The sequence below is a fragment of the Kushneria sinocarnis genome, assembly GCF_003633775.1.
Lineage (GTDB): Bacteria > Pseudomonadota > Gammaproteobacteria > Pseudomonadales > Halomonadaceae > Kushneria > Kushneria sinocarnis.
Genome location: NZ_RBIN01000001.1, coordinates 96028 through 112373, shown reverse-complemented (window position 1 = coordinate 112373; position 16346 = coordinate 96028). Strand labels below are relative to the sequence as shown.

General features: G+C 64.5%; 15 protein-coding genes and 1 pseudogene. 10 read left to right on the top strand and 6 right to left on the bottom strand.

Going from position 1 to position 16346, the window contains the following annotated elements; all coding sequences use genetic code 11:
* Window positions 1-4: 4 nt before the first annotated feature.
* The gene (locus tag C7446_RS00515; protein WP_281272322.1) at window positions 5-157 is read right to left on the bottom strand and encodes a transposase; all 153 of its coding nucleotides are present in this window, start codon (window positions 155-157) and stop codon (window positions 5-7) included.
* A gap of 317 nt (window positions 158-474) precedes the next feature.
* On the opposite strand from C7446_RS00515, the pseudogene C7446_RS16860 reads away from it, so the two are divergent.
* Window positions 475-727: pseudogene (locus C7446_RS16860) on the top strand (BCCT family transporter); the annotation flags it as partial.
* 103 nt (window positions 728-830) lie between these two features.
* Here the strand turns inward: C7446_RS16860 and C7446_RS00505 are convergent.
* Window positions 831-1745, bottom strand: coding sequence for a LysR family transcriptional regulator (locus tag C7446_RS00505; RefSeq protein ID WP_121170241.1), 915 nt, complete (start codon window positions 1743-1745; stop codon window positions 831-833).
* Between the two features lie 118 nt (window positions 1746-1863).
* Here C7446_RS00505 and C7446_RS00500 point away from each other — a divergent pair, with 118 nt between their 5' ends.
* From C7446_RS00500 to C7446_RS00485, 4 genes are all read left to right on the top strand, one after another.
* On the top strand, window positions 1864-2409 hold the full coding sequence (locus C7446_RS00500) for a 2,4'-dihydroxyacetophenone dioxygenase family protein (protein ID WP_211327813.1): 546 nt from the start codon (window positions 1864-1866) through the stop codon (window positions 2407-2409).
* Window positions 2406-3191: an SDR family oxidoreductase gene (locus C7446_RS00495; RefSeq protein ID WP_121170239.1), complete on the top strand. Its 786-nt coding sequence runs from the start codon at window positions 2406-2408 to the stop codon at window positions 3189-3191. The genes C7446_RS00500 and C7446_RS00495 overlap by 4 nt, the downstream gene beginning before the upstream one ends.
* 93 nt (window positions 3192-3284) lie before the next feature.
* A complete protein-coding gene (gene attM, locus C7446_RS00490) occupies window positions 3285-4073 on the top strand; it encodes an AttM family quorum-quenching N-acyl homoserine lactonase (RefSeq protein WP_121170237.1) in 789 nt (262 codons plus the stop codon).
* 13 nt (window positions 4074-4086) lie between these two features.
* The gene (locus tag C7446_RS00485; RefSeq protein ID WP_121170235.1) at window positions 4087-5193 is read left to right on the top strand and encodes a glycerol dehydrogenase; all 1107 of its coding nucleotides are present in this window, start codon (window positions 4087-4089) and stop codon (window positions 5191-5193) included.
* Window positions 5194-5196: 3 nt separating this feature from the next.
* On the opposite strand, the gene C7446_RS16855 is transcribed toward C7446_RS00485, so the two are convergent.
* Window positions 5197-5454 carry a transposase gene (locus C7446_RS16855; RefSeq protein WP_425454098.1) on the bottom strand — a complete coding sequence of 86 codons (258 nt, stop codon included), beginning with the start codon at window positions 5452-5454 and terminating at the stop codon, window positions 5197-5199.
* Window positions 5455-5609: 155 nt separating this feature from the next.
* Window positions 5610-6371, bottom strand: a complete 762-nt coding sequence (locus C7446_RS00475; RefSeq protein ID WP_121170231.1) for an SDR family oxidoreductase — start codon at window positions 6369-6371, stop codon at window positions 5610-5612.
* 179 nt (window positions 6372-6550) lie between these two features.
* Between C7446_RS00475 and mnmE the strand changes: the two genes are divergently transcribed.
* A complete protein-coding gene (mnmE, locus tag C7446_RS00470; protein WP_121170229.1) occupies window positions 6551-7912 on the top strand; it encodes a tRNA uridine-5-carboxymethylaminomethyl(34) synthesis GTPase MnmE in 1362 nt (453 codons plus the stop codon).
* A 52-nt stretch (window positions 7913-7964) separates the two neighbouring features.
* Here the strand turns inward: mnmE and C7446_RS00465 are convergent, their stop codons facing one another.
* On the bottom strand, window positions 7965-9143 hold the full coding sequence (locus tag C7446_RS00465; protein WP_121170978.1) for an MFS transporter: 1179 nt from the start codon (window positions 9141-9143) through the stop codon (window positions 7965-7967).
* 463 nt (window positions 9144-9606) lie between these two features.
* Here C7446_RS00465 and C7446_RS00460 point away from each other — a divergent pair, with 463 nt between their 5' ends.
* Window positions 9607-11301, top strand: a complete 1695-nt coding sequence (locus tag C7446_RS00460; protein WP_121170227.1) for an L-lactate permease — start codon at window positions 9607-9609, stop codon at window positions 11299-11301.
* A gap of 21 nt (window positions 11302-11322) precedes the next feature.
* On the opposite strand, the gene C7446_RS00455 is transcribed toward C7446_RS00460, so the two are convergent.
* Window positions 11323-12093, bottom strand: coding sequence for an FCD domain-containing protein (locus C7446_RS00455; protein WP_121170225.1), 771 nt, complete (start codon window positions 12091-12093; stop codon window positions 11323-11325).
* 255 nt (window positions 12094-12348) lie between these two features.
* Between C7446_RS00455 and glcD the strand changes: the two genes are divergently transcribed.
* The 3 genes from glcD to glcF all read left to right on the top strand — a co-directional run bounded on the left by glcD (window position 12349) and on the right by glcF (window position 16293).
* Window positions 12349-13848: a glycolate oxidase subunit GlcD gene (gene glcD, locus C7446_RS00450; RefSeq protein WP_121170223.1), complete on the top strand. Its 1500-nt coding sequence runs from the start codon at window positions 12349-12351 to the stop codon at window positions 13846-13848.
* Complete coding sequence (gene glcE, locus C7446_RS00445) at window positions 13848-14939, top strand: glycolate oxidase subunit GlcE (protein WP_121170221.1); 1092 nt, start codon at window positions 13848-13850, stop codon at window positions 14937-14939. Before glcD ends, glcE begins: the two co-directional genes overlap by 1 nt.
* A 91-nt stretch (window positions 14940-15030) precedes the next feature.
* Window positions 15031-16293, top strand: coding sequence for a glycolate oxidase subunit GlcF (glcF, locus tag C7446_RS00440; RefSeq protein WP_121170219.1), 1263 nt, complete (start codon window positions 15031-15033; stop codon window positions 16291-16293).
* Window positions 16294-16346: the final 53 nt, after the last annotated feature.

Genomic DNA, 16346 nt, shown 5'->3' with positions numbered 1-16346 from the left:
CGTATCAGCGTGCCATAGCCAACGCCGGATCGAACAGCTTCGGATACAGGCCAGCAAAGGCCACGATCCCGCGCGCGTCGGTGAACGTTAGCGGATCGCCGAGTTCAGCCAGCAATAAAGTCGCCGTTTTGTCGCTGATTCCGTGAATGCTGGGCAGCAGATCGCGCTGTGTCGTAGGACGGAGTCGTTATGGATATGATTCCCTGACCGCAGCAGCTCCGTGATCTATTTGTGCAGCTGGTCGAGGACACTGTGGATCGCGTCCTGTACGCTCGTATCGGTTGCTACATCCCGGTACCGTGGGACCAATCGGTTTTCTGGCGACCCAGATGAGCTTCGGACTCCATCGGCTGTTCGGACTGTCGGCCGGTTATGGTACCAGCTGGCGATTCTACTGGTGTTGGGGGCCATCTAATCACTTCGGCAGTGACCGGCATCGAACGGGGCATTCAGCTGCTCAGTCGCTTCAATGGCTTTCTGGCGCTGGCGATTCTGCTGTTGACTAGCATCTCCGTGGCTACCACTGGCAATTCGATGAGCTATGCCATCTTCGTGGTCGGGGCCGGACACGATGCGCCCAGCCCGATCGTTCGCTTTCTGGGGAATCGCCATGGCCCTGATGGCGGCGATCCTTTTGTTCATGGGCGCCGGCCGGATCAGCGTACTGCAGCAGTTCATCGTAATCACCGCTATTCCGGTATCGCTGGTGCTGCTGCCCATCCTGTAGGCTTGGCCGGGGGCTGCCTGCGAGATGGCGAGAAGGCAGGGGGTGATGCCGCCGGTGTCTGCCGACCGCGAGGCCTGAGATAACCGGCACAGCAAGGTGTCGTTCAGCGGTTTTTGTCATTCAATAGCACTTGCTCGTAAGCGTGATGCCAGGGCGGATCACTGAAATGCTCCGTCAGGAAATCCAGAAAGGCCCTGATACGCGCGCTCTGGTAGCGCCGATCTTTGTAGAGGGCATGGATGGGCTCCCCGTTCTGGTCCTGCTGCTTCGGGAACAGGGGGACCAGACGGCCGGCGGCAAGATCCTCGCTGATATGATATTCCGCGAGCCTGACAATGCCCGCACCGGATCGGGCCAGTGCCAGCAGCATGTCGCCGTGATTGGCGGTAAATGGCGTTGCAGTCTGATGCTCATGAGCATCATGCCACCAGTTATTCCATTGGGTAGGCATCGAAAAATTCAGACATTCATGCTGGCATAGTTCTTCAAGTTCCCGGGGGCAGCCTCTTGCTGCCAAGTAGCCAGGAGATGCGCAGATGATCCAGCGGCTACTGGCAATCCTTCTGGCAATCAGATCGGAGGAGGGCAAGTCACCACTGACGATAGCGACATCGGAACCATCTCCAAGCCAGGCGGTGCGCTCATTGCTGAGCTGAAATTCGATGCTTATCTGCGGGTATCGACGACGAAAGGCTGGCATGAGCGGTGCCAGCTGGTAGCGAGCAAAGGTAGGTACCGAGCGTATCCGCAGAGCACCCGAAGGTTGCTTGGCCCCGGTGGCATCCACTTCCTGCATGGCGTCAATGACGTGATAGGCAGCCTCCAGGAAATTCCTGCCCTCGAGAGTCAAATGCGTTGCTCGTGAGGAGCGTTGAACGAGCCTGCAATCCTGCCGACTTTCCAGCCGTGTAACCGCCTTGCTGACTGAAGAGGGCTTCAGTCGCAGGCGTCGTGCAGCAGCGGAAAAATTGCCTTCCTCTGCTACTCGCACAAATATCTCGAGATCTCTCAGTTCCATAGCTGTCTCCCATTTCAACTATGAACAATACGCAAAGCAGCCATGCCTGTTGGTGTCTTGTTCAAGCGGATTGGTGGCACTAATTTCTACATGTCTTTTCACTGATACAGAGCAAGCCATGAGCCAACAGACATCAGACGAACAGCAGCGCGACAACAGCAAGGTGGCCTTTCAGTTGCCGCAACCCAACGGCATGATGCAGGACCTGTTTATCGGCGACGCTCTTGAACTCGATGTCGATGAACGGGAATGGATCCCCCAGTCCGAAGATGTTTCGTTCAAACCGCTCGTGCTGAGCGTCAGCCAGGGTTACTACGTCAACATCCTGCGGGTGCGGGCTGCCGGCGTACTCTCTCGGCATCGCCATACCGGCCCTGTGCATACCTTCACGCTACGGGGCAAATGGCATTACCTCGAACATGACTGGATCGCTACCCCGGGAGACTACGCCTTCGAGCCGCCAGGCGAGACTCATACTCTCGTCGTACCCGAAGGCGTTGAGGAGATGATCACGCTGTTTCATGTCACTGGCGGCTACACCTATGTCGATCCCTATGGGAAAGCACTCGATTACGAAGATGTCTTTACCAAGCTGGACAATGTTCGCCGGCACTACGAGCAGATCGGACTGGGGGCGTCGTATGCGGAGAAGTTCATCCGATGAATGAGCTCAGTCAGCGTCCCAGTCATCGAGGGCGCACAGTGCTGGTGACCGGGGCAGGGCAGGGAATCGGTGCTGCCGTAGCCCATGCATTTGCTCGTCGCGGCGCGGCTGTCGGCCTTGTGGATCTATCCGGGGACAATGTGATGACAGTGACCGATGCCATCCGCGAACAGGGCGGAGCAGCTGCAGGGATAGCCGCGGACGTGGCGGATTATGCAGCTGTCGAGGAGGCACGCGACCAGCTACAGGCCCGGTTGGGGGCTTCGTTCGATGGGCTGGTGAACAATGCCGGGATTTCTCCCAAACACGAAGGGCGGGCGCATTCGGTTGATCAGATGGCTCCCGAAGAGTGGAACCAGGTCATTGGGGTCAATCTGACAGGCAGCTTCAATACGGTACGCGCACTGTCACCGACCATGCAGCAAAACGGCGGCGGTACAGTTGTCAATATGAGTTCAGTCGCCGGTCGTACCTACATGGATATCGTTGGAGTGCACTACGCCACCACCAAGGCAGCTCTGATCGGCTTCACTCGCCACTTGGCCGGGGAGCTGGGTCAACATGACATACGGGTCAATGCAGTCGCTCCGGGGCGTATCGAAACCCCCATGGTGGCTGCCATCGGACAAAGCGCGAACCAGCGCTGGATCAATCAATCATCACTTGGCCGTCTTGGGCAGCCCGAGGAAGTAGCCGATCTGGTACTTTACCTCAGTTCCGAGGAAGCCAGCTTTGTAACCGGTCAGGTCTGTGATGTGGCAGGCGGATTGCTGATGACCTGAAACAGGATCAGGCGTCCTGTCACAGGACACTGATGGATTTCGGACTGATATTAGCGGCCTGCAGCCCGACTGAAATGCGAGACGGGAGGCAACATGTCGGATATACGACTGTATATGTTCCAGGCTGGCTCATTGCGACAGCGTGAAGTCAGCATCAAGCTAGGAGCCAGTCACTACGAGTTCATAACGCCGATCCCCTGGTTTTTGATTATGCACCCACGCGGCAATGTGGTCATTGACGGAGGCACTGCCGTTGAAGCGGCCGATGATCCGATAGGCTACTGGGGTAAAGCCACGGACGTATACTGGCCGCTAATCGAGCGCGAGGAAGGGTGTGTCAACCAGCTACGCGCCCATGGGTTCAAGGTCGAGGATATCCGTTACGTGGTGCAGTCTCACCTGCATCTGGACCATACCGGAGCGGTGGGCCGTTTCCCCAATGCCACCCATATTGTCCAGCGCAGGGAGTACGAGTATGCCTTCACTGCGGACTGGTTTGCCGCTCCGGGATATATCCGCCGGGATATCGACCAGCCGGATCTTGACTGGTATCTACTTGATGCCGAACACACCGATGGTTTCGATCTATTCGGGGACGGTGTGCTCAAGATGTTTTATACTCCGGGCCACTCCCCCGGCCATCAGTCATTTCTGGTCAATCTGCCCAATACGGGGCCAATGCTGTTGGCGATCGACGCAGCTTATACAATGGAGCACTGGAATGAACAGTGTCTCCCCGGCTTTCTGACCTCGGCAATCGAAGTGGCCCGTTCAGTCAGGAAGTTGCGAATGCTGGCTGAACAGACAGGTGCTACCGTGGTGCCAGGGCACGATCCGGATCGCTGGCCGGAATTCAGTCAGGCACCCGCCTATTATGACTGAGCAGGGAGCAACGATGTCCGTCAAAACCATGGGGTTCCCGGGTCGATATACCCAGGGCCCCGGAGCACTCGACGAAATCGGTTGTCTGTTCGAAGAGCTGCAATACCACTCCCCGCTGCTGGTGACTGACGTGGCGGTCAGAGACAAAGTCCGACCCGATACGGCCCGGCAGCTCAGTGCAATAGGCGCCACGCCGCAGTTTATCGATTTTCCGGGCGAATGTACCCGCCCGGTCATCGAGGAACTGACTGCCAGTGCTCTTGGATATAGGGCCGATTCGATAGTGGCCTTTGGTGGTGGTAAAACGATCGACGCTGCCAAAGGCACAGCCCGAGCGCTCGATCTGCCCATCGTGGTCTGTCCCACCACCGCTTCCAGTGATGCTCCCACCAGTCGCTTGATTGTCCTGTACGATGAGGCACACAGAGTAGTGGATGTGGACTACCTGAATCGTAACCCGGCAGCGATTCTGGTCGACAGTGAACTGATCGCAAACGCACCTCCGCGCCTCTTCGCAGCTGGTATCGGAGATGCCCTGAGCAAACGATTCGAGGCCAGACAGTGCCAGGCAGCCAACGGCAGAAACTCCTTTGGGACCATGCCGTCTGATACAGCGCTGCTGTTTACGGATACGGTCTATGAACGTCTGAAGCAGTATGCACCAGAAGCATACGCCTCGGTGTGCCGTCAGCAATGGACCCCTGCAGTTGAAGCTGTGATTGAAACCACAGTACTCAATAGCGGAATTGGTTTTGAGAGCGGTGGCTTGTCACTGGCCCATGCCCTAATAAGGGGGATGACAGCTATTCCGGCCATGGCCGATATGCTTCACGGAGAACTTGTAGCCTTCGGCACCTTGGTGGAAGTACTCGTGGAAAAGCAGCCCGAGACAGTCATTAGCGAGCTATTGTCCCTAATGGAAGCAGTCAATTTGCCCATGACCTTGGCAGAAATGGGGCAAATTGATTCGCTTGATCAAATACAACTTGAGACCATGGCTGAAGCAACGCTGGCGACCGGATACAGCCGTAATATGAATCCTCCCCTCAGGGAAGGCACTCTAGTGGCGGCGGTGCTGGAGGCCGATGAGCGTGGCACTCAATGGCGACTCGGAAGATAGTCGTCATTCTCCTGCGCATTGGACCATTGGCAAGCCACCGGGTTCTGCTTCCTGGCAGGGCTTGCGCCCGGAAAAGAGCAACCAGCTCGGTTGCCGCCATAAACTGTCCTCAGCCACCCGGGCAACAGGCATGTTGTGATCGAAGGCGCGCTCCAGCATCCGCCGGGCCAGCTCCGGCTCGCTGGCAAAGCCGACCTCATCGGGAATGCCGGCCCGGCGGCAACGCTCGCGATCCTGCGTCCAGACTTTGGGCAGGGACAGTTCCCGCTCGATGAAGGCCTACCTATGAGGTCGGCGTAGCAGAGAAACACGCCGATCTGACTGTTCCCGATATGCCCATGCATGACTCACCTGTTTTCGAATCATGGCATCCAATGATGCTCAACGTAGCTTGTGCAGCAGTTGCAATTATAATATTAGACCGTCTGCTCGGTGGGCCTGAGCATGATCTCATTGATCGCCGCATGGCGGGGCCGGCTCACCATGTAGACCACCGCATCCGCCACATCCTCCGGCGCCAGTGCCCCGTATTCGGAGGCATTGCGCGCATCCGGGGCATAGCGTTCGCCGCTGGTCGTCATTTCGGTGGTCACGATGCCCGGCTCGATCAGCCCGGCCCGGATGTGGCGCCGGGTGAAGTCCTGACGCAGCGCTTCCGTGAAGGCGTTGACGGCATGCTTGGTCGCCGCATAGACGTTACTGTTGGGACCGGTCACCTTGCGGCCCCCCACGGAGCTGATGGTGACGATATCGGCGATGCCGCGTCTGCCGTCGGCGGCCGCTGCCAGATGGGGCAACGCGGCATGGGTGGTCGTCAGCACCCCCGTGACATTGGTCTCGACCATGGCGTGCCAGTCCGCCAGATCGGCCTCGAGCGCCGGCGCCCAGCTGCCGATACCGGCACAGTTGACCAGCATATCGATACCGCCGGTGTCATGGGCAATCCGCTCGAACACCGCCGTCACGGCCGCGCTGTCCGTCACGTCCAGACCGTGCGCCAGCACCCGGCCCTGCCCGCGCTCGTTGATCCGCTCCTGCAGCTCGCTCACCCGCCCCTCGCGCCGGGCCAGCAGTACCACCGTGGCCCCGCGGGCGGCCAGCGCTTCGGCCGTGGCAGCGCCGATGCCACTGGAGGCGCCGGTAATCACGGCGGTCACCTGATGAAGATCGGAACTCATGATGAACCCTCCTGCGATGGTGCAAGATGCCTGTCAGTCCCGGCAGGATAGCAGGCGCGGCGCGTACCACAGGGCCGGCTCACGCCTGCACCCCGCAAGGCGCCCGGCAGCGCCCTTGCAGCGCCGCGGGCCAGCGCGGACAATCCCTTCGGCGCGCCCCACCGTTATCAGGACAGCTCATGCTCGATCAGGACACCATCACGGCACTCGCCACCCCGCCGGGTCGCGGCGGGGTCGGCATCGTGCGCGTTTCGGGCGCCCGGGCGCCCGCCATTGCCCGGGCCGTGCTCGGGTACGACCCACAACCGCGCTACGCGCACTACGGCCCCTTTCTGGGCGAACAGGGGCAGGTGCTCGACGAGGGTATCGCGCTCTTCTTCCCCGGGCCGAACTCCTTTACCGGCGAGGACGTGCTGGAGCTGCAGGGTCACGGCGGCCCGGTGATCATGGACTGGCTGCTGGAGCGTGCCGTCAACCTCGGCGCCCGACTCGCCCGCCCCGGCGAGTTCTCCGAGCGCGCCTTCATGAACGATCGGCTCGATCTCGCCCAGGCCGAGGCGATCGCCGATCTGATCGAGGCCAGCTCCCGCGCCGCCGCCGAGAACGCCATGCACTCGCTGCAGGGCGAGTTCTCGCGCCATGTGCACGGGCTGGTCGACCGCCTGATCGAGCTGCGGGTCTACGTCGAGGCGGCGATCGACTTTCCCGAGGAGGAGATCGACTTTCTCGGTGACGGCCGGGTGGCGGCGATGCTCGAGGCGGTGCGGGGCCAGCTCGCCGAGGTGCGTGCCAGCGCCGCCCAGGGGGCGCTGATGCGCGAGGGGATGAACGTGGTGATCGCCGGGCGGCCCAACGCCGGCAAGTCCAGCCTGCTCAATGCGCTGACCGAGCAGGAAACGGCGATCGTCACCGATATCGCCGGCACCACCCGCGACGTGTTGCGCGAGCACATCCACCTCGACGGCATGCCGCTGCACATCATCGACACCGCCGGGCTGCGCGATACCCCGGATGCGGTGGAGAAGATCGGCGTGGCCCGCGCCTGGACGGAGATCGAAAAGGCCGACCGGGTACTGCTGCTGGTCGACAGCCGCGAAAGCGACGCCACCGACCCGATGGCGATCTGGCCCGAGTTCGTTGAACGCCTGCCCGATCCCGCGAAGCTCAGCCTGGTGCGCAACAAGATCGACGAGAGCGGCGAACCCGCAACACCCGATTTATCCACAACCCCGCCGGTAATCCGCCTCTCGGCCACCACCGGAGCGGGTGTGGATAACCTGAAGGAGCATCTCAAGGCGGTGATGGGCTATCAGGCCACCGGCGAGGGGCGCTTCTCCGCCCGCCGCCGCCACCTCGATGCACTGGACCGCGCCGCCCGTGCGCTCACCCATGGGGCCGAGCAGCTGGCCGGCGCCAGTGCCGGCGAGCTCCTGGCCGAGGATCTGCGCGCCGCTCAGGACGCGCTGGGCGAGATCACCGGCGAGTTCACCGCCGATGAGCTGCTGGGCGAGATATTCGGCAGCTTCTGTATCGGCAAGTAAGGTGATCGCCGGGCCGGGAGCGCCCTGCTGCAGGCTCCCGGCCGACGTAGCGCTACGCCTGCGCCGCCGCCCGCATGCGCTTCTCCTGGCGGCGCGCCAGCATCCAGATCACGAACCCGGCCAGTGCCAGCAGGCAGCCCACCACGCCGGTCGAGCGGTAGCCGAAGCCCATCGCCAGTGACAGCCCGGCCAGCCACGGGCCGAGCGCGTTGGCCATGTTGAAGGCCACATGGTTGAGCGCCGCGGCCAGATTCTGGGCCTCGCCGGCGACATCCATCAGCCGGGTCTGCAGGATGGTACCGAGCGCACCGCAGATGCCGATGCAGAACACGTCGATGGTAACCAGCCAAGGGTTGTCGGCCACCAGCGGGAAGATCCCCAGCACCACCGCGCTCCAGATCAGCAGCGCGCCGGCGGTCGGCATCAGCGAGCGGTCGGCAAAGCGCGGCAGGATCACGTTGCCGATCGTCATGCCGAGGCCGAAGACCGCCAGCACCAGCGGCATGAGCTCCGGCGACATGTGCGTGACCTCATCCAGCGTCGAGGTCAGATAGGTGTAGACCGCGAACATGCCGCCGAACCCGATGGCGCCGATCGCCAGCGTCAGCAGTACGGCGCTGTTGCCGAGCGCGCGCAGCTCACCCTTGGCGCTGCTTTCGCTGGCCACCCCGGTCTTCGGCGCGAACAGGGCGATCAGCATCACCGTCAGCAGCGCCAGCGTGGTCACCACCCAGTAGCCCCAGCGCCAGCCGGCGACATTGCCAAGCCAGGTCGCCAATGGCACACCGACAATGGTGGCGACCGTCAGCCCCAGCATCACCATGCCCACCGCGCGGGTGCGCTTGCCGCTGGCCACCACCGAGGCTGCCATCAGCGCCGCCAGCCCGAAGTAGGCGCCATGCGGCAGACCGCTCAGAAAGCGGAACAGCACCAGCCAGCCGTAGTCCGGTGCCAGCGCGCTCAGGCCGTTGCCGAGCGCAAACAGGGTCATCAGCGACAGCAGCAGCCATTTGCGGTCGATCCGCGCCGCCAGCACCGTGATGACCGGCGCACCGATCACCACGCCGAGCGCATAGGCACTGATGATGTGGCTGGCCGTGGAGGGGCTGATGCTCATGTCGCTCTGGATGAACGGCAGCAGGCTCATGGTGGCAAACTCGGTCGTGCCGATTGCAAAACCACCGGTGGCCAGGGCCAGCAGAACCAGCAGGGGATGGGAGTGACGAACCATGAAACCTCGCACGAAGGTTGAAATGACGATAGCCATTACGCCCGGACGCATCGGCCGGCGCAATGGCGAAGGGTTGTAACGGTCACGGGATCGGGTGCACCTGCCGGTACGAGGCGACAGGCGCTACCGGCCTGCGGCCCGAACGGTCGGAGCAGACCGGCATCTTAGACTATGGTCGTAAATTTACGCCACGATGAACAGGGCACCGGGCGATATCGGCACGCCATCGCACTCCCGATGGTCCTATTGACATTCCGCCCCGCTTTCGAAGCACGCAAGATAAAGCCATCACATCAACCGGTTACCCTTCATTGCCACCAAGGTCTAGCGTCTCGACCTTGGTCGAGCCCATCTGTTCAGTCTCTTCCGGGGTGATCCAGGCTGGCAGCGATGCCTGTCGCCGACGGAGTCGTGGCCTGCTGCGCCTTCGTCCTTCGCAAGAGTCTGCCGGGAATCCCCTGCCATGAGTGAGACGCTGCTTTCGCTGATTGCCTTTCTGCCCCTGATCGTGGCCGCCGTGCTGCTGATCGGCTTCCGTCTGCCGGCCCGCATTGCCATGCCGGTGGTCTTCCTGACGGCCGTGATCATTGCCCTGTTCGTCTGGGACATGACGCTGGTGCGCGTGATCGCCTCCAGCATCCAGGGGCTGACGCTGACCATCTCGATCCTCTGGATCGTGTTCGGCGCCATTCTGCTGCTCAACACCCTCAAGCACTCCGGTGGCATCCTGGCCATCCGCAACGGCTTCTCCGGTATTACCCCCGATCGGCGCATCCAGGCGCTGATCGTGGCCTGGCTGTTTGCCTGCTTCATCGAGGGCGCCTCGGGCTTCGGCACGACTGCCGCGGTGGCGGCACCGCTGCTGGTGGCGCTCGGCTTTCCGGCCATGGCGGCTGTCATGCTGGGGCTGATGGCGCAGTCCACGCCGGTCTCCTTCGGCGCCGTCGGCACCCCGCTGATTGTCGGCGTGCCCGGCGGGCTCAATCTCGATCGCATTACCGAGCGGCTCGCGCAGGCAGGCTCGGGCTGGGAGGGCTTCTACGACCTGATCGTCAACGAGGTCTCGATCATCCACGCGCTTGCGGGCCTGTTCATGCCGCTGCTGCTGGTGCTGATGATGGTGCGCTTCTTCGGCCCCAACCGCAGCTGGCGCGACGCCCGCGAGGCGGTCCCCTTCGCCCTGTTCACCGGTGTCTGCTTCTGCGTGCCCTTCGTGATCTCCGGCATCCTGCTGGGGCCGGCCCTGCCGTCGATGATCGGCGCGCTGGTGGGGCTGGCGATCGTGGTGCCGGCCGCCCGCCGCGGCTTTCTGATGCCGAAGCACAGCTGGGAGTTCGCCCCGCGTGACCAGTGGCCGCAGGAGTGGATCGGCGGCATCGACATCCGGCTCGATGAGGTCGAGGGTCAGCGCCGGCTGAGCGTGCTGGAGGGCTGGCTGCCCTACGTGCTGCTGGCCCTGCTGCTGGTCCTGTCCCGCGCGATCGCGCCGCTCAAGGCGTTTCTCTCCTCCATCTCGCTGGGCTGGAACAACATCCTCGGTGAAACCGGCATTTCCGGCAGCATCGAACCGCTCTACCTGCCCGGTGGCATCATGGTGCTGGTGGTGCTGATCACCATCTTCCTGCACCGCATGAGCGGCGCGCAGGTCCGGGCGGCCTTTCACGAATCCACCCGCACCATCCTGGGCGCCGGCTTCGTGCTGATCTTCACCATCCCGATGGTGCGCATCCTGATCAACTCGGGCGTCAACCAGGCCGATCTGGTCGCCATGCCGGTGGCGATGGCGCGTCTGGTGGCCGACGGGGTGGGCGGCATCTACCCGCTGTTCGCGCCGGCGGTAGGCGCGCTGGGGGCCTTCATCGCCGGCTCCAATACCGTCTCCAACCTGATGCTGGCACAGTTCCAGTTCGATGTGGCCGGGGCGCTGGGCCTCTCCAGCGCGCTGATGGTGGCCTTCCAGGCGGTCGGCGCCGCGGCGGGCAACATGATCGCCATCCACAACGTGGTGGCGGCTTCCGCCACGGTCGGCCTGCTGGGGCGCGAGGGCAGCGTGATGCGGCGCACCCTGCTGCCCACGCTCTACTATGTGCTCTTTACCGGCATCATAGCGCTGCTGGCCTTCTACCTGTTCGGGGTCGGCGATCCGCTGACCGGCTGAGGCGCCCGCCGCCCGGATCGCCTACGGGCCCTCTTCCCCGCCCGGGCGGTCCGGCATCCAGCGCGCAAGATCCGTGCGGATGCCGCGCAGGTGATCGCGGGCGGCGCGCCGGGCGGTATCGGCACGGCGCGCCTCGAGAGCCCGGAAGATGCGGGCGTGCTGACGCTCCAGCCGCTGGCGCGGCGCCGGGTAGTGGTAGAGATGGCTCAGGGTGTCGAACACCGAACGCTCCAGCCAGCTGTTGAGCCCGCTCAGGGTATGGGTCAGCACGGGGTTGTGCGCCGCCAGCGTGATGGCGTGATGAAAGCCGTGATCGAGCCGGGCCAGCCGCGCGATGTCACCATCATAGCGGGCGCTGTAGTCACGCAGCGCCTCGAAGGCGCGCCGGATGCGCACCAGATCGGCACCACTGGCCCGTTCGGCGGCCAGCCAGGCGGCCTCCCCCTCCAGTACCATGCGCACTTCCAGCAGATCCTCGAGGGTACGCGGATAGCGCGCCATCAGTGCATCCAGCCCCTCCGGCGCCTCGCGCGGCGCCAGCAGCGTGACAAAGGAGCCACACCCTCTGCGGGTCTCCACCAGCCCGCGGTTGCGCAACCGCTCCAGCCCCGTGCGCAGCGACTCCCGCGAAACCCCGAGCCGGGCCTTGAGCTGACGCTCGGAAGGCAGGCTCTGCCCCGGGGTCAGGGTGCCCTCCAGGATCAGCCGTTCCAGATGCTGCACGACCCGCTCGCTCGGCGTGGCGTCGAGCTCATCCGCCCGCTCGGTATCGGAAGTCCCGGGAAGGCTCATGGCATGCTCCTGCAGCAGCGAAAGAAGGGAAAGAGCGCCGTGATCTGCACCCTGCGCCTTTAGCCTAATGCCTTGCAGAGCCCTGTTTTTATTGGACCTTGGCCGCAGGGCGAGGCTGTCGTGCGCGCCACTGGTCCGACCGGTCGCCGGATGCGTGGACACGCCCGATGCCGGATCGCAGATTAGGGCAGATGACCGGTATCGCCGGTCACGTCGAAAAAGCTTTCCGATGCCGCCGCGCGGCGGGAGCGTGACATGAGTTTCATGTTCGATGAGCGCCTGGATGGCGCATTGCCCACGGTCGACAAGGCGGCCGTGACCTCGCGACTGCACGAGGTGCTGCCGCACATGACCCTGCTCAGCGAGCCGGAGGATCTGCGCCCCTTCGAGTGCGACGGGCTCTCGGCCTATCGCACCGTGCCGATGTTGGTGGCCATGCCGGAGCGCATCGAACAGGTCCAGACCCTGATGCGCGAGTGCCGGGCGCTGAACGTGCCGGTGGTGACCCGCGGCGCCGGTACCGGCCTCTCCGGCGGGGCGCTGCCGCTGGAGCGCGGCCTGCTGCTGGTGATGTCGAAGTTCAAGTCGATCCTCTCGATCGACCCCGAAGCGCGGCTCGCCCGGGTGCAGCCGGGCGTGCGCAATCTTGCCATCTCCGAGGCCGCCGCCCCGTTCGGTCTCTACTATGCCCCCGATCCGTCATCGCAGATCGCCTGCTCGATCGGCGGCAACGTGGCGGAAAATGCCGGTGGCGTGCACTGTCTCAAGTACGGCCTGACGGTCCACAACGTGATGGCACTGGAAGTGGTCACTCTCGAGGGCGAGCGGCTGACCCTGGGCAGCGAGGCACTCGATGCCCCGGGCTTCGATCTGCTGGCGCTGATGATGGGCTCGGAGGGCATGCTGGGGGTGGTGGTCGAGATCACCGTCCGCCTGCTGCCGCGCCCGGAAGTGGCGAAGGTGCTGATGGCCAGCTTCGACGATGTCTCGAAGGCCGGTGGCGCGGTGGCGGATATCATCGCTGGCGGCATCATCCCCGGCGGACTGGAGATGATGGATAACCTGGCGATCCGCGCGGCGGAGAATTTCGTTCACGCCGACTATCCGGTGGAGGCGGCGGCGATCCTGCTCTGCGAGCTCGACGGCGTCGACGAGGATGTCCACGAACAGTGCCGACAGGTGCGCGAGATCTGTGCCGCTGCCGGAGCCACCGATGTCCGCCAGGCCCGCGACGAACAGGAGCGCGCGCGCTTCTGGGCCGGGCGCAAGGCCGCCTTTCCCGCCGTCGGCCGACTGGCGCCGGACTACTACTGCATGGACGGCACCATTCCCCGCCACCGGCTGCCCGAGGTGCTGCACGGCATCGCCGATCTGGCCGAGGAGTATGAGCTGCAGGTCGCCAACGTCTTCCATGCCGGCGACGGCAACATGCATCCGCTGATCCTGTTCGATGCCAGCGACGACGATCAGCGCGAGCGCGCCGAGGTCCTCGGCGGGCGCATCCTCGAACTCTGTGTCGAGGTCGGTGGCAGCATTACCGGCGAGCATGGCGTGGGCCGCGAGAAGATCAACCAGATGTGCAGTCAGTTCAACAGCCATGAAATCGAGTGCTTCCACGCCGTCAAGCGCGCCTTCGATCCCGCGGGACTGCTCAATCCCGGCAAGAACATTCCGACCCTCGCCCGCTGCGCCGAATATGGTGGCCTGCATGTGCATCACGGCGAGCTGCCCTTTCCGGAACTGGAGCGCTTCTGATGAGCGAACTGTCGAGCCGCCGCCGGGACAGCGCCGATGGCGTCCTTGCCGATGACAGCGCCGCCCTCTGCGAGCAGGTCGGTGAGGCCAGTGCCAAGGGCACGCCGCTTGCCATCGTCGGCGGCAACAGCAAGGCCTTCTATGGCCGCCCGGTGACGGGCGAGGCGCTGGATGTGCGAGGCCATCGCGGCATTGTCCATTACGACCCGGTGGAACTGATCGTCACGGTACGCTGCGGTACCCCGCTGAGTGAACTGGAAGCGACGCTGGCACAGAACGGCCAGCAGCTGGCCTTCGAGCCGCCCCGCTTTGCCCCCGGTGCCACCGTGGGCGGCATGGTCGCCTGTGGGCTCTCCGGCCCGCGCCGCCCGTGGGCGGGCGCGGTGCGTGACCATGTGCTGGGCACCCGCCTGATCACCGGCGAGGGCCGCCAGCTGCGCCTCGGTGGCGAAGTGATGAAAAACGTCGCCGGCTATGACGTCTCGCGCCTGGTCACTGGCGCACTGGGCAGCCTCGGGGTCATTACCGAGGTATCGCTCAAGGTACTGCCACAGCCCCCGCAGGGCATGACCCTGCGGCTCGAACTCGACGCCGAACGCGCCGCCCGCAACCTCGCCGAATGGGGCCGCCAGCCGCTGCCGCTCAGCGGCGCCTGCCACGATGGCGAGGCACTCCATGTCCGTCTGGAAGGCGGTGAGGGTTCGATCCGACGTGCTCGCGAGCAGCTCGGCGGCGAGCAGGTATCGGCGGCCTTCTGGGAGGCACTGCGTGAGCAGCAGCTGCCCTTCTTCAACGACCCCCGGCCGCTGTGGCGCTGCTCGCTGCCGGCCACGGCCCCCGGGCTGGCACTGGCCGGCGACTGGCTGATCGACTGGGCCGGCGCCCAGCGCTGGCTCAAGAGCGACGCCGAGCCGGCGCACATTCGTGCCACCGTCAGCGAGGCAGGCGGCCATGCCACCTGCTTCACGCCGAACGCGGCTTCGCCCTTCACACCACTGCCCCGGGCGTTGCTGCACTACCACCGCCGGCTCAAGGCCGAACTTGATCCGGCAGGCATTTTCAATCCCGGACGCTGGTACGCCGAGCTTTGAACCGGGTTCGACAGTCAGGCCCGGGTCGGGCGATGGCAGGAGGGACGGCTTCAGCCCCCTGCCCGCCTCTGCCCGGGCCGGGGAGAGCACCATGCAAACCGCACTGACCGAACTGGCCCGCTCCACCCGCGAGGGCCGACGCGCCGACGAGATCCTGCGCAGCTGCGTACACTGCGGCTTCTGCAACGCCACCTGTCCGACCTATCAGCTGCTCGGTGACGAGCTGGACGGGCCACGCGGGCGTATCTATCTGATGAAGGAGGTGCTGGAGGGCCACCAGGCCACCCGCAGTACCCAGACCCATCTGGATCGCTGTCTCAACTGTCGCAACTGCGAAACCACCTGTCCTTCCGGGGTGCGCTATCACGAGCTGCTCGATCTGGTCCGCCCCGAGGTGGAACGCCAGGTGGGGCGCGCGCCACGCGAGCGCGCCTTTCGCTACGCCCTGCGCCATGCGCTGGTCGAGCCGCAGCGCTTTCGTGCCCTGCTGCGCACCGGCCTGGTCTTCCGGCCGCTGCTGCCCGACACCCTGCGCACCAAACTGCCGCCGACACCGATCGATGCCGGCAGCCGCCCGCCGGCAAGCCGCCATGAGCGGCAGGTGCTGCTGCTGGAAGGATGTGTCCAGCCCTCGCTGTCGCCCAATACCAACGCCGCCACGGCTCGCGTGCTCGACCGCCTCGGACTGGGCGTCACCCCGGTTCCGGAAGCCGGCTGCTGCGGCGCGGTGGACTACCACCTTGATGCCCGCTCGGACGGCCGCGATCGGGCCCGACGTAACATCGATGCCTGGTGGCCCCATATCGAAGCCGGTGCCGAGGCGATCGTGATGACCGCCAGCGGCTGCGGCGCCTTCGTGCGCGAATACGGCGAGCTGCTGGCGGATGATCCGGATTACGCCGAGCGTGCCGAACGGGTGGCGGCCATGACCTGCGACCTGGTCGAGCTGATCGGCCAGGCAACGCAGCTCGACGCGCTCAGCGCGCAGCTCGCCGCCACGCCGGCTGCCGACCCCACCCGGCTGGCCTGCCACACCCCCTGCACCCTGCAGCACGGCCAGGGGCTCGGCGGCCGGCTGGAACAGCTGCTCGGCCGGCTGGGCTTCGAGCTTTCACCGGTCACCGATCCGCACCTCTGCTGCGGCTCGGCGGGTACCTACTCGATCACCCAGCCGGAGCTTTCCCGCCAGCTGCGTGACGACAAGCTGGGCAAGCTGCAGGCCGACGAGCCGGAGGTCATCGTGACCGCCAACATCGGCTGTCAGAGCCATCTGGCCGCCGCCAGCCGGGTACCGGTGCGCCACTGGATCGAGCTGGTCGACGAGCGTCTGGCCACCACCGAACGGGCCGCCTGAGGCGGCCTTCACCAGGGCACGCCGAGCCGGGTGCCCCTTCACCAGGAGAGAAC